Here is a 13,461-nt window from a genome sequence, read left to right on the forward strand (position 1 = left end):
CGCTGATTAAGAGTTTCTTCCGCATGTCAGATACAAAGTATATTTTGGCAAGTTCAAAAATAGACTGCCAATACTTTCGGAACGATTAATATATTGATCCAGGGCCTTTGTAGACGACGAGCTTTTCAAGTTCACTGGTGTCGATATCGGTAGAAAAAGCACCGGAAACATCTGTCAAGCTGACCCCGTCATCAGAGACCGCTATCCCTCGCCCATCACTCCCTACACCACGAACACTTAGGCTTTGGCCATCTGTTTCGACTCCGCTTGTGGTATCTAAGACATCTTTAATATTTTCAACATTCCGGTTTTGTATTTCTCCTTCATTAATAATAATTTTGTTTGCTGTCTCATCAATAGTAGTTGGCTCATCTGCAAACAACAATGAAGGTGTCAGTGAAGCAGATACAAGTGTTGATATAATCAGTTTTTCTTTCATTGTTTTGCCTATCGAATCTATTTGTAGCTACCAAGCTGCGCATAACGATTTTCATAGAATCTTCAGGTAACTGGCATAAATAGCCAAGACAACCTAAATTTAACGAATATCTCAATGAAGCCTGCCGATCGTCCGCGGGTGTATTTAAACAGTGCGGTAAGACAACACAGGTCACGGTTCCCTGGGCTCGTCCTCAGAAAGGATTCACCTCGAAGCGCTAAGGCGTCAGCACCTATCTGCCAAATGCTGAACTGATATTTGATCGCTTTCATGTTGTTCAACTAACCAACAAGGCCTTTGACAAAGTTGGGCGGCAACAAGTCACGAAGCAACCTATCCTGCGTAACAACCGATGGGGTTTCCTCAAGGACAGTAGCAAGTGGACAGATATACAGGGTGCCATGTTGTACTGCTTGACCCGATCACGACTGAAGACCACCAAGGCCTGGCAAGTCAAAGAGGCTCTGCGTGAAAACCTCTCCGCTCCGCTGACGGTGGACGACGCTGAAACGCTTACTCATCTACCTGCGTCACCTATTCCAAGGGGGGGCATGCGACTGGTCACACACAATTCCAGAATAAGACAAGTAACATAGCCCCCTAGAAACGAAAGGGATGTTCTAACAAAAGATCTATAAAATCAATAGGTTATATGACACACTAAAGTGTGGCAAATCACATATATTTTCGCAGCAGAGATTTTGATTCATATTATCTGTTAACTTGACCATGACATGTATGGACAAGATAGATGCACGCTAACTGCTGTCTTCTGCCTTGGAAGAGAAACGACGCCAAGCGGTACAGCTTCGGAAAAAAGGAATGACCAGTGCGGAGATAGGTGAAATCGTAGAGGGGTATGCTGATACGGTTAGTCGTTGATTAAAGGTGCATCATGAGCAGGGAGCGAAGGCTTTGAAATTAACAACGTGCGGTCGACCGCACGATGAGAATCAAGAGCGAAAGATCCAATAGCTGCACATAGCACTACTGTTTGGTAAAACCGACGCCACTATCTTGTAAATAGGTGACCCCATTTGTTTGAATAGTGATCTGCAAAAGATAAGTGGGTTCACTGCCGGGGTTTAAGCAACCTGCGGTAGGACCGGGTAGCGGTGTTTTTCAAGCTAGTTGTGGTGAATATAAAAAACAGGGCCGCCGATTCACTGATCTAGATGAGACAGAGATAAGGGCGTTGGTGGATGAGATAGAAAAGTAGAGATAAAGGATCTGTGGGTTTCGGCTGATCGCAGGTCGGGATGGGAGCTGGAACGATGGTTGAATGCAATCCTGGTATCTTATAAAAGTTGATGATGAATTTCACTCTGGGCGCAATATAAGCTGACTTCCCGCATAGATGACAGCATTAATAAAACAATCAGATGAAGCGTTAGTCACCGGCGGAAAATCAGACGCGTTTCTTCCACAGTTACTTGGTGCCATCAACCAGGCTACGGAGATCGATATCACCGTGGCATTTATCCGCCAGAGTGGCCTGGAACTTATCTTCGATGCGTTGAAGGATGCGATGGATCGCCGCGCCGTGATCCGGGTACTGACCTCCGACTATCTGGATGTGACCGAGCCCCAGGCGCTGCGGCGGTTAATGTTGCTGGCTGAGCGTGGGGCGGATGTTCGGCTCTTTTCTACTGATGGTGATCCCAGTTTTCACATCAAATCCTATATCTTCCTGCGTCACAGCGGCGAAGATCTCTTTGGTGGTTGCGCCTTTGTCGGCTCCAGCAATATCTCCAACATGGCGCTGACCCGTGGTCTGGAGTGGAATCTACGGGTGGATTACCCAGCGGATTCGGTGAAGTTTCTGGAGATCCTCAGCAAGTTTGAGTTGCTGTTTTCCGACTCGCGGGTGTTTCCACTCAGTCATGCCTGGATCGACGGCTATGCAGCACGGCGCAGGGTGTCATTGCAGATGGTCAGCGGTGAGCCGGAAGAAGAGCTGCTGCCAGCCACGCCAACCGAGATCCAGGCCGATGCGCTGCTGGCATTGCAGGCCACCCGGAGTGCCGGCCATCGGCGCGGGCTGGTGGTGCTGGCCACTGGTCTGGGCAAGACTTGGCTGGCGGCCTTTGATGTGCAACAGCTCAAAGCCAGACGAGTGCTGTTCGTCGCTCACCGGGAAGAGATCCTGATGCAGGCGGAAGCGACCTTCGCCCGCATTCACCCCGACGCGAGCATCGGTTACTACACCGGCAAGGCGAAGGAGTGGGAGGCAGATTTTGTCTTTGCCTCGGTCCAGACTCTGGGGCGGGATAGACACCTGCAACAGTTCGCGCCGGACTGCTTCGATTACCTCGTGGTGGATGAGTTTCATCACGCCGATTCCACCACCTATCGTCGCTTGATCGACTATTTCCAACCCCGTTTCATGCTCGGCCTGACGGCCACGCCGGAGCGCACCGATCAGGCGGATATCCTTTCGTTGTGTGATGACAATCTGGTGTTCGAGTGGAATTTCGTCGAGGGCATCAACGCGGATCTACTGTGTCCGTTTCACTACCACGGCATCCATGACCAAGCCGTCGATTATACGGAGATCCCCTGGCGCAACGGGCGCTTCGATCCCAGTGATCTGAGCAACAAACTCGCGACCCGCGCGCGCGCCAAACATGCGCTTTCTGTGTGGCGGGAACTACGCCAGAGTCGCACCCTGGCATTCTGCGTCTCTCGTACTCACGCAGAGTTTATGGCGGACTATTTCTCCCAGGCGGGTATCCGAGCGGCGGCGGTGCACGCCAAGTCGGCAATGCCGCGTAATGCGGCATTAAAGCAACTGGAGGCTGGTAGTCTGGAGGTGATCTTCTCGGTCGATCTGTTCAACGAGGGCACCGACCTTCCCGCTATCGATACGGTGATGATGCTCCGACCGACGGAGTCGAAGATCCTGTTCCTGCAGCAGTTGGGGCGCGGTCTGCGGCTGCATCCCGGTAAGGATTATCTGCGGGTGCTGGATTTCATCGGTAATCACAAGGCGTTTCTGAACAAGCCGGAGTCCCTATTTGGAGTCTCCTCCCTGCGTGAATTCGTGCGGCGGCAACAGAACGGCAATCTGCCACTGCCCAAGGGCTGTTACGCCAACTATGAGTTGGGTGTGATCGGCTTTCTAAACGAAGTGATCAAGACCCTACCCAAAGGGATTGTTGATACCTACGAGCTGCTGAAGTTAGCGGAGCAGCGGCAGCCGAGTGCGGTTGAGATGTATCGTGCCGGGGTGAACTTTACACACATCAGGAGCAGATTTGGTTCATGGTTTGACTTGGTCGCAGATCGTGGAGGGCTGGACGAAGCACAGCAAAGGGTGCTGCAGCGCCATCGCCCCTACTTCCTTGAAGTCGAAAAGGCCGCCATGACCAAGTCGTACAAAATGGTACTGCTGGAGGCGCTACTGGAGCTCGATGGCTTCATCCATCCGCAGACCACCCAGGATCTGGCGATCCGTTCCGGCGAGATTCTGTTGCGTCGCCCGCCATTGATGAGGAAGGATTTGCCAGCACGTTTTCAGAATCTAGCTGAGGTTCTCGCTTCCAAACCTGGCCAATGGCTGACTTATTGGAACTCCAATCCAGTGAATGCCTTTGTGGGCGGCAATAAGAAACAGGGCAAGCCATTCTTTGAACTGGACGCGGATCGATTGAAGCCCAATTTTGAACTGACGGTCGAAGATCGTGATCTGTTCCACGCCATGGTCCAGGAATTGGCGAACTACAAGCTGGCCATGTACATGGATCGGGAGCAGAAGGGCGCAAAAGCCAGCGTGGTAAAGACGCCAACAGCCCCTGTGGAGGCCGGTGTGGTCTGGGACAAACTCCCATTCTTCCCCAACCTCAAGATCGCCTGCGGCCATTTCAAAGACGCAGATGGCGAAAACGAGACCCTGGTGAAAATCCCCACGCACTATCGTGCCGATTCTTCCCGCCACTTCATCGCCTGCGCCTCTGGCAACTCCATGGACGGCGGCAAGAACCCAATCCGCGATGGCGATTATCTGTTGTTGGAGCTAGTCAGCGCCGACCAAGCTGGCTCGATCAGCAACCAGATCATGGCTGTGGAGCGACAGGATGCGAGCGGCGACGACCAATATGTCCTGCGAGTGGTGCGAAAACGCGGCGATGGTGACTACTATCTCCAGGCGAACAACCCCGACTATGCAGACTTTGATGCCACAGAGGGAATGCGCCCCTTTGCGCGCCTGCGTGGGGTGGTTGCACAGGGAGAAGTGGTAGAAGGATGAGCGGGAAGAAGGGGAATTTCGAACTTCTGAATCATTGGGCACTGAAAATAAGAGGATAGCGGCAACTTATGGCAGAGACCATCCCCCCACTGAACCGACAAACCCTAGGCCGCATGACCTCCGGGGAAAAGCGTGTGGCACGGCGCCTGCAGGATCTGCTGGAAGATGATTATCTGGTCTGGTACGACATTCCCGTTGGCAAGAAGCGTCGCTATCCCGATTTCATCATCTTGCATCCTTCGCGGGGGGTGTTGTTTCTGGAGGTGAAGGACTGGAAGCCCGCGACCCTGAAGAAGATCAGCAAATCTGATGTGACTTTGCTGACAAACGCTGGTTTGGTTACCAAGCCACATCCTTTGGAACAGGCCCGGCAGTACACCTATAACGTGGTAGCGATGCTGTCGCACGACCCTCAACTCTGTCAGGCATCAGATGCCTATAAGGGCAATCTGATCATGCCTTATGGCTGGGGTGTTGTGTTCACCAATATCACCCGAAGGCAGATCGAGAAGGCAATCCCCGATGATATGCGCGAGGGGCTGTTGCCGGATCATCTGATGATCTACAAGGACGAGATCACCGAAAGCGCCAATGCCGAAAAATTCCAGGAACAGTTATGGGGAATGTTCCACTATCAGTTTGGCGGTACCCTGACCTTGCCGCAGATCGACCGCATTCGCTGGCACCTGTTTCCTGAGATCCGTATTGATGACTGTGGCCAGGCCGACCTCTTTACCGAAGGGGACGAGGAGCCGCAACCACTGGAACAGACCCTGCCCGATATCGTGAAGATCATGGACATCCAGCAGGAGCAGTTGGCGCGCAGCTTGGGTGAGGGGCACCGGGTGATCCACGGGGTGGCGGGTTCAGGCAAGACCTTAATCCTGGGTTATCGCTGTTTGCACTTGGCGCAGGTGATGAGCAAGCCGATCCTGGTACTTTGCTTCAACATTACCCTCGCAGCCAAATTGAGAGCCTTTATCTCTGCCAAGGGGATCGGCGGGCAGGTGCAGGTCTACCACTTCCATGATTGGTGTGGTCAGCAACTCAAGAGCTACCATGTGGAGCTGCTGGAGTCGGACCGGCCCTTCTGGGAGCGCGAGGTGGAGAGCGTGATCGACGCGGTCGACAAAGGATATATCCCCAGGGGGCAGTACGGTGCCCTGTTGATCGATGAAGGCCATGATTTTGAGGAGGAGTGGCTGAAGCTCGTGGTACAGATGGTCGACCCCGAAAGGAACTCCCTGTTGCTGCTCTACGACGATGCCCAGTCGATCTACAAAAAGGGCTCCGGCCTCGGTTTCAGTCTTTCCAGCGTGGGCATCCAGGCAAAGGGACGCACCACAATTTTACGCCTCAACTACCGCAATACCCGTGAGATTCTCCGCTTTGCTTACGCTTTCGCCAGTCACTACCTCGATCCAAAAAGTGCAGACGATGACCACATCCCCCTGATCGAGCCCGAGGCGGCAGGCAACAGTGGACCGGAGCCGGTGGTGCGCCGGTTCGACAGCCTGCCGGATGAGATCCACTACACGCTCAAGTGTCTGAAAAAATGGCATCAGCAGGGTGTACCCTGGCGCGATATGGCAGTGCTGTATGCTGCGGGGAACCAGGGACATGGGGTGGCGGCACAATTGCGGGTGGCCGACATCCCCCACGTCTGGCTGGGCAGCAAACAGTACAAGAGCACCTACGATCCGGGCGACGACCGGGTTACGGTACTGACCATTCATAGCAGTAAGGGGCTGGAGTTTTCCCGCGTCATCATATTGGGGATTGGCCAGCTGGGTGACGAACAGGCGAGGCAACCACAGAACGCCCGCCTGCTCTATGTCGGCATGACGCGGGCGCAGGAGTGTCTGTTAGTGACGACCTCTGCGGATAGTCTCTTTAGCCGCAGGTTACTGGATGTGTCAGCGGCTTAGCATTTGGCGGGATACGCCATCTCGATACCCCCTGCGGTCGTTGCTGCCTTCCAAGTTGGGTCGATTGCTACCACGGGTGGTCTCTTCAGCGGCCTTTTTAGCCAGGAATAGGGTCGATTCTTAATAGTCGAAGGCAGCAACAAACCCCGCATGATCCGATTCGGGAAATTTCCTGTCGCCACTGGCTGGCAGGCTCTCATCGTGCAGGTTCTCGTTGTGGATCTCGGTGTCCTGGAAGTGGGGCAGCAGGGACTGGGAGATCAGCATGTGGTCGAGCAGGTTGCCCTGGCCGTGATGGTAGTGGCTGAATCGTACCGAGTCGGGGATCGAGCGACTGCAGGGTATCAGCACCCGTGAACGCAGCTCGGGGTTGTTGGTGTTCTCTACCCGCCCGGCGATCGCCTCCACTGGCACCTCGCCTGGCTCTGCGTTGAAATCGCCGCAGACCAGGATGTTGGCCGCCGGCTCCTGATCGAACAGCTTGTCGAGCAAGATTCTGGTCTCCAGGGCTTGTCCGACCCGCTTGATGGAGGAGAGGAAGTAGCCCTCGGCCCAGGCGGCTGCGCTCTTCCAGCCGTAGTAGCCTTCTGTCTGATTCGTGATTTTAGTTGCCAGGCGGGATTTCAGATGCAGATTGATCAGGTGCAGCTGGCCCAGCTCGGGCACCTCGATCTGTGCATGTAGGATCGGCCGTTCCCATCGTAGATCCCTGGCCTCTGGTTCGGGGGGTAGGGCAGTGACCTTGCGGTATTGCAGTTTGTCGATGTGGTCGTTGCGATATTGCTGGACCTGGGTGATCGGGAAACGCGACAGGATCACCAGGTTGCGCTTGTTATATGGAGCATCGTCGCTGGTTCGGGTGAAGGCCCGCTCGTAGCCGGCGTAGTCGGTCCCCTCGAGCACTCGGTCGAGGGCGGAGAGGTTGCGTTTTGGATCATGCGCAGTGTGCCCTGGCAGCTCCTGTCCGTGCACCTCCTGCAGGCAGAGGATGTCGGCCTGTAGACGTTTCAGGCTACTTTTCAGGACCGGGATGCGCGCTTCCAGTTGCGGGTTGTGCTGATCCGGGTTGCCATCGAGGTTCTCGATGTTAAAGGTGGCGATTCTGATCATCTTGGTTCCTTCCAAAGTTGATGGGTGTGGCGCAGTGGTAGGAGCCTACTTTGTGGGTCTGTTTTTCAATCGACCGAGCAACGCTGGCGGTCCTGCAGTGTGGTGCACAGCGGCATCGGGGTCGAGCATAACCGTTAGCGGTGAGTCTGTAACCTGCCACTGCCCCTTGAGGTGATTGTCTGGCGTGCTGCCGGTGAAACCGACGAAGCTGTAGCGGCCGTAGTGGGGCAGCTTGCGGGCCAGACCGGCCAGTGCCTTGCTATTGTCGCTGGCAACCCAGCCGATCGTGCCGCCTTGCGGAGTGGCGCAGGCCAGCGCAAGGCTGCTGCCGGCGCGGGGCAGGCGCTCTGACTGCAGCCGGATTGTGTTATCGCTGAGCTGCGCCTGTCCCGCTGGCAGCAGCGCCTTGAGCTGCGGCAGGAAGCGGTTGTTCCAGCCCAGCAGCCAGACAGGGCGATCCTTAGGCAGAGCGGTGAGTTGCTCGTCAGCAATGATCTCGATGCCGGGATAGCCCACCGCCCACTGCTGTGCGAGCTGCCGGTAGGCAGATTTGAGCGACTGCGGGGCGTTGGCAGGAAGCACGATCAGAGCCTCCTCACTGCCGAACAGTTTGCTCAGGGTCTGTGGTGCCTCACCGGGTAGGATCTGGCGAAATAGGTCGTACCAGGGATCCAGGTCGACCTGCACCGGCGGTTGCCTGAGCTTGAGCTCAAACGCTTGCTCACGCTGTTTCATCAGCAGCCGGGTGCGGCGTGAGCCGCCGTCGGCAAAGTGGGTTAGGATAGGTGCCTCCAGGATGAAGAGCGGCTCTGGCTGGGTCTGGACAACCTTCCCCTGGAGAAGGTAGCCACCGTTCTTCTGAGAGCTGAGCTGTAGATCGCGCAGCTCAAGCCGCGGGGCACCGGTACGGTCGGTCCACTGCTCGAAAAACTCCCCAAGATCCCGCTTGCTGACACTCTCGAAGGCCTGTTTCAGCTCTTGGTATCCGGCCTGTTTGAAGCGGTTGTCGGTATAGAAACGGCGCAGCCCTTCGATGAAGGAGTGGTCACCCAGGCTGCGGCGCAGCATGTGAAACAGCATCAGGCTCTTGTCGTAGCCGACCGCTTGGCTCGCCCCAGAGTGGCGGGAGCGGAACTGGCTGAGCGGGAAGTCGTTGCCGGAACGCACAAAGTCGGCATAGCGCAGCAGCCCCGCGCGGCGGTATTCGGCCCCTTTGCCGTGCAGCTCCTTGAGGGCGTGGTCGGCCAGATAGCTGGTTAGCCCCTCGCTCCAGTTGCCGCCGGCATACTCCACATAGACGCCGTTGCCCCACCAGTTGTGTAGGATCTCGTGGGGGTAGGAGGTGTGGATGATGAACGGCAGGCGGATTACCCGTGGCCCAAGCAGGGTGAACGATGGCATGCCGTAGCCGCTCTCCCAGAAGTTCTCCACCAGGGCGAACTTGCGGTAGGGATAGGGGCCGAGCAGCTCACTGTAGAGTGCCAGATAGCGATGTGTCGCCTCGAGATAGCGCTGTGCCAGCGCCGCGTTGGGCTGACGCAGATAGACTTGGGCCTCGACACCCTGCGACTGCTCTCGGTAGAGCTGAAAAGGGGCGGCGATCAGGTAGATGTCGTCTTGCGGTTGGCTGGCTTGCCAGCGGATCTGCCTCTCTGCGTTGGTCTCAGGCCCGTCGCCCTGGCTCACCGCCAGCCAGCCGTCGGGCAGCTCCACCTGGAGAGAAAAGGTCTGCAGTTGATCACCAAACAGTGGATACCAGGCGACCCCGTTGTCGAGGAAGACTCCGCCCTCAGAGATGGTGCCGCGCATCTGTTGGCGGGAACGCCCTGGGCTCTCCTGCAGCTGGCTGAAGTCGTGCACGATCTTCCCCGAATATTTGAGGGTGAAGCGGCGCTGTTTCTCCGGCAGGCTGACCCGGTAGTGGGTCAGCGGCAGCTCGCCCTCTTGGCTGCTGAGCTGGGAGAGCGTCGCGCCGGGGGTTAGAATCTCCACCTGCAACGCCCCATGCAGGATGAATTCGGCGGTGACGCCTGTGGGCAGGGTGATCTGGTCTCTGACCTGCAGCCTGCCGCTTGCCGGATCGAGCTGGATCTCTATCTGATGGTCGATGACAGCGGCCTCAACCCAGCTGGCCGAGAACAGCAGGATAAGCAGGGAACAGAGATGTTTTTTCAAGGTCGGAGAGCCCATGTGGTGAGTCAGGCTTGGAAGATTACCGCGAAACTAAAGGGTTGCAACAGTCGAAGGACAAATGATGTTTATGAAGATGGTGAGAGTGCTGGTGTTCGGTTTGATAGTGATGAGTACTGCTTTGCAGGCACAGGAGAGCAGTGAGAGCGATCAGACAACCAGCGCTGGTGTGCTCGATCTGGCCGCTCTGGATGACATGACGGGGTTGCTGGAGAAGCTGCGGGATCGGCGCGTGGTGTTGGTCGGCGAGACCCACGACCGCTACGATCACCATCTGGCACAGCTGGCGGTGATCAAGGGGATGTATGCGCAGAACCCCGATATGGCGATCGGCTTGGAGTTTTTCCAGCAGCCGTTCCAAGCGGTGCTGGATCGTTTCATCGCTGGCGAGATTGACGAGCAGGGCCTGGTGCGGGAGAGCGAGTATTTTGAACGCTGGCGCTACGACTACCGCCTCTACCGACCAATCTTCCAGTTCGCGCGGGAGAAGGGCATCCCGCTGATCGCGCTCAATCTGGAGGCTGAGCTGACCGGCAAGGTTTCCAAAGACGGCATAGAGGGCCTGAGCGAGGTGGATCGTAGCCGGATTCCACAGCAGATCGACCGCAGCGACGATGCTTACAAGGCTCGCCTGAATGAGATATTCCAGCATCACCCCCATCCCGAAAAGCGCAACTTCGACCACTTCTATGAGGTGCAGCTGTTGTGGGATGAGGGCATGGCAGAGTGCGCCGCTCGCTGGCTCAACGCGCACCCCGGCAGCCGCATGGTGGTGCTGGCGGGGGCCGGGCATATCATCTACGGCTCAGGCATCCCGAATCGTCTGAAGCGACGCATCGACGGCGATTTGGCGCTGGTGCTGCCGCTGGGTGAGGCGGGTGTCGATCCCACAATGGGCGACTACATGCTGGTGACCCGCAAGCAGACCCTGCCGCGCAGTGGTCTGCTGGGTGTCTATCTTGATACCGAGAAGTCACCGGTCAGGATCAGCGGCTTCTCTGATGGTAGCGGCGCAGAGGCGGCGGGTGTGCAGGAGGACGACCGGCTGCTCAGTGTCGCCGGACAGCCGGTGGCGAGCTATGCCGATATCCGCTTTGTGCTGATGGAGCACAGCCCGGGAGAGCGGGTGCAGGTCGAGATTCAGCGGGACAATTTTTTTACCGGTACGATGACCCACTCATTGGAAGTGGAGTTGCATTGAGCCAGGGAGCCTGCCGATCTGGCGCTGTGCTATGCTGCGCCGCTTTATCGGCACGACCCTTTGATCCATGAAGCGACCTGAACTACTCTCCCCGGCGGGGACCATCAAGAACCAGCGTTACGCCTTCGCCTATGGCGCCGATGCGGTCTACGCTGGCCTGCCGCGCTACAGCCTGCGGGTGCGCAACAACGACTTCCGCCCGGAGAATCTGCAGATCGGCATCGACGAGGCTCACTCGTTGGGCAAGCAGTTCTTTCTCGCCGCCAATATCATGCCTCACGGCGCCAAGCTGAAGACCTTTATCGACGACATGGCGCCGGTCATCGCAATGGGACCGGATGCGCTGATCATGTCCGATCCCGGCCTGATCCTGCTAGTGCGTGAGCGTTGGCCGGAGCTGCCGATCCACCTCTCGGTGCAGGCTAACACCATGAACGCTGCAGCGGTGCGTTTCTGGCAGCAGCAGGGGCTGAGCCGGGTGATCCTCTCCCGGGAGCTGTCGCTGGAGGATGTGGCGGAGATCCGCCAGGCGTGCCCCGAGATGGAAATCGAGGTCTTCGTGCATGGCGCGCTCTGCATCGCCTACTCTGGGCGCTGTCTGCTCTCCGGCTACTTCAACCACCGCGACGCCAACCAGGGCACCTGCACCAACGCCTGCCGCTGGGAGTATGGGGTGGGCCAGCCGGTGGCCGCGCCGAGCCTCTCCGATACTAGTCAGCCGCGTCACCCGTCGGCGGATGGCATCTACTATCTGGAGGAGCCGGGCCGCCCCGGCGAGCTGATGCCGGTGTTCGAGGATGAACACGGCACCTACATCATGAACTCCAGGGATCTGCGCGCGGTGGAGCACGTGCAGCGGCTGGTGGAGATTGGTATTGACTGCCTGAAGATCGAGGGGCGCACCAAGTCCCACTACTACACTGCCCGCACTACCCAAGTCTACCGTCAGGCGATCGACGACGCCGTCGCCGGCCGGCCATTCCGCCCTGAGCTGATGGCCGATCTAGAGAGTCTCGCCAACCGTGGCTACACTGACGGCTTCTACCAGCGCCATGAGAGCCAGGAGTTGCAGAACTACCGCTTCGGCAGCTCCCAGACGACGCGCCAGCAGTTTGTCGCCGAGGTGATCGGGGGGGCGGCTGATGGTTGGGTCGAACTCGACATCAAAAATAAACTGCGACTGGGGGATGAGGTGGAGTTGCTCACCCCGCAGGGTAACCGGCGGTTTCGACTCGAGGAGATGACCGACCTGGATGGTGGGCCGATGCAGGAGGCGCCGGGGGGCGGTTACAAGGTGCGGGTACAGCTGCCGCTGGAGGCGGGGCAGGGGGCCGAGCTGGGCCTGCTCTGCCGGTTTCTCGATCAGGAGAGCCGTGCATGAAGATTGGCCTGAGAGTCGAGGTGGCGACCCTGCAGGGCGCGCTGGAGGGTGTGCCACGCCTGCTTAAGTTGTTCGATGAGTATCAGCTGCGAGCCAGTTTCTTTTTCTCACTGGGCGCCGACCGTGCGAGTGTTGGAGGGGGGCGGTGGTTCAACCCGCAACAATGGGGATATCGGCGGCGTACCGCCTCGCTCGACCTACCCAAGGTCGGTTTGGCCCGGCTGTTTACGGCCCCGCCGGTGATTGCCAGCAGGGCAGCGGATCTGATCCGTTCTGTCTCTGCGGCGGGGCATGAGGTGGGTATCGCCTGTGATGACCGCTTGGCGTGGCTGGCGGATGCCGCCGATGCGGATGCTGGCTGGACCCGGCAGCAGATGGATCGTGCCGCCAAGGTGTTGCGTGACATCACGGGTGAGGCGGCACAGATCAGCGCCGCGCCGGGCTGGCAGCTCAATCCCCATCTGCTGGCGTGGCAAGCCGGGCAGGGCTTGCGCTTTGCCAGTGACACGCGGGGCCGCTCGGCCTTCCTGCCGGTGCTGCAAGGGGTGGAGAGCGGGGTGGTCCAGCTGCCCACCACCCTGCCGACCGCCGATGAGTTGATCGGCCAGCCCGGCATCAGCCTGGATAACCTGCACGAGTTCATCTTCTCCGAGAGTCGTCACCTGCTGCCCAATGGGCACATCTATTCGTTGCGGGCTGAGTGCGAGGGGCTGAGCCAGCTGTCGCTGATGGAGAAGTTGCTGGTGATGTGGAAAGGCTCTAGTGACGAACCCCTGACGCTGGGGGAACTCTATGATGCCCTCGATCTGGAAAAGCTGCCGCGCCACCAGGTCGGCTGGGGTGAGGTGACGGGGCGGCCCGGCTATTTGGCGATGCAGAGCCTGCCGCTGGAGTGATCTCGAAATGGGGCTGTAGGAGCGCCGCTAGCGGCGCGATGCTGGGGGTGGCCAGCGGGTGTTTGCT

At 57.8% G+C, this 13,461-nt stretch carries 9 protein-coding genes; 6 read left to right on the plus strand and 3 right to left on the minus strand.

Annotation, left to right across the window (positions count from 1 at the left end; translation table 11 throughout):
• Positions 1-85: 85 nt before the first annotated feature.
• Positions 86-439 carry a TonB-dependent receptor plug domain-containing protein gene (locus Ga0074115_RS15780; protein ID WP_087959750.1) on the minus strand — a complete coding sequence of 118 codons (354 nt, stop codon included), beginning with the start codon at positions 437-439 and terminating at the stop codon, positions 86-88.
• A 236-nt stretch (positions 440-675) separates the two neighbouring features.
• On the opposite strand from Ga0074115_RS15780, the gene Ga0074115_RS17245 reads away from it, so the two are divergent.
• The 3 genes from Ga0074115_RS17245 to Ga0074115_RS07810 all read left to right on the plus strand — a co-directional run bounded on the left by Ga0074115_RS17245 (position 676) and on the right by Ga0074115_RS07810 (position 6,616).
• Complete coding sequence (locus Ga0074115_RS17245) at positions 676-1,035, plus strand: transposase (RefSeq protein ID WP_087959751.1); 360 nt, start codon at positions 676-678, stop codon at positions 1,033-1,035.
• Positions 1,036-1,796: 761 nt separating this feature from the next.
• Positions 1,797-4,688, plus strand: a complete 2,892-nt coding sequence (locus tag Ga0074115_RS07805; RefSeq protein ID WP_057956955.1) for a DEAD/DEAH box helicase family protein — start codon at positions 1,797-1,799, stop codon at positions 4,686-4,688.
• 68 nt (positions 4,689-4,756) lie between these two features.
• A complete protein-coding gene (locus tag Ga0074115_RS07810) occupies positions 4,757-6,616 on the plus strand; it encodes a 3'-5' exonuclease (RefSeq protein WP_057956956.1) in 1,860 nt (619 codons plus the stop codon).
• A 120-nt stretch (positions 6,617-6,736) separates the two neighbouring features.
• Here Ga0074115_RS07810 and Ga0074115_RS07815 read toward each other — a convergent pair whose 3' ends face one another.
• Positions 6,737-7,726, minus strand: coding sequence for an endonuclease/exonuclease/phosphatase family protein (locus Ga0074115_RS07815; RefSeq protein WP_057956957.1), 990 nt, complete (start codon positions 7,724-7,726; stop codon positions 6,737-6,739).
• Positions 7,727-7,771: 45 nt separating this feature from the next.
• Positions 7,772-9,901 carry a M1 family metallopeptidase gene (locus tag Ga0074115_RS07820; protein ID WP_232432973.1) on the minus strand — a complete coding sequence of 710 codons (2,130 nt, stop codon included), beginning with the start codon at positions 9,899-9,901 and terminating at the stop codon, positions 7,772-7,774.
• A gap of 85 nt (positions 9,902-9,986) precedes the next feature.
• On the opposite strand from Ga0074115_RS07820, the gene Ga0074115_RS07825 reads away from it, so the two are divergent.
• The 3 genes from Ga0074115_RS07825 (at position 9,987) to Ga0074115_RS07835 (ending at position 13,394) form a co-directional block, all read left to right on the plus strand.
• Entirely contained in the window at positions 9,987-11,117 is a 1,131-nt protein-coding gene (locus Ga0074115_RS07825; RefSeq protein WP_232432974.1) for a ChaN family lipoprotein, read from the plus strand.
• A 67-nt stretch (positions 11,118-11,184) separates the two neighbouring features.
• Positions 11,185-12,498, plus strand: coding sequence for a prephenate-dependent tRNA uridine(34) hydroxylase TrhP (gene trhP / locus Ga0074115_RS07830; protein ID WP_060528392.1), 1,314 nt, complete (start codon positions 11,185-11,187; stop codon positions 12,496-12,498).
• Positions 12,495-13,394 (plus strand): polysaccharide deacetylase family protein, encoded by a 900-nt coding sequence (locus Ga0074115_RS07835; protein WP_057956059.1) that lies wholly within the window; start codon positions 12,495-12,497, stop codon positions 13,392-13,394. Before trhP ends, Ga0074115_RS07835 begins: the two co-directional genes overlap by 4 nt.
• Positions 13,395-13,461 lie beyond the last annotated feature (67 nt).

Origin of the sequence: endosymbiont of Ridgeia piscesae (assembly GCF_001443665.1) — a bacterium.
GTDB lineage: Bacteria > Pseudomonadota > Gammaproteobacteria > Chromatiales > Chromatiaceae > Endoriftia > Endoriftia persephonae.

Coding starts and splice junctions, on each gene's coding strand:
- Ga0074115_RS15780 (WP_087959750.1), bottom strand. CDS start 439: ATGAAAGAAAAACTGATTATATCAACACTTGTATCTGCTTCACTGACA.
- Ga0074115_RS07805 (WP_057956955.1), top strand. CDS start 1,797: ATGACAGCATTAATAAAACAATCAGATGAAGCGTTAGTCACCGGCGGA.
- Ga0074115_RS07810 (WP_057956956.1), top strand. CDS start 4,757: ATGGCAGAGACCATCCCCCCACTGAACCGACAAACCCTAGGCCGCATG.
- Ga0074115_RS07815 (WP_057956957.1), bottom strand. CDS start 7,726: ATGATCAGAATCGCCACCTTTAACATCGAGAACCTCGATGGCAACCCG.
- Ga0074115_RS07825 (WP_232432974.1), top strand. CDS start 9,987: ATGAAGATGGTGAGAGTGCTGGTGTTCGGTTTGATAGTGATGAGTACT.
- trhP (WP_060528392.1), top strand. CDS start 11,185: ATGAAGCGACCTGAACTACTCTCCCCGGCGGGGACCATCAAGAACCAG.
- Ga0074115_RS07835 (WP_057956059.1), top strand. CDS start 12,495: ATGAAGATTGGCCTGAGAGTCGAGGTGGCGACCCTGCAGGGCGCGCTG.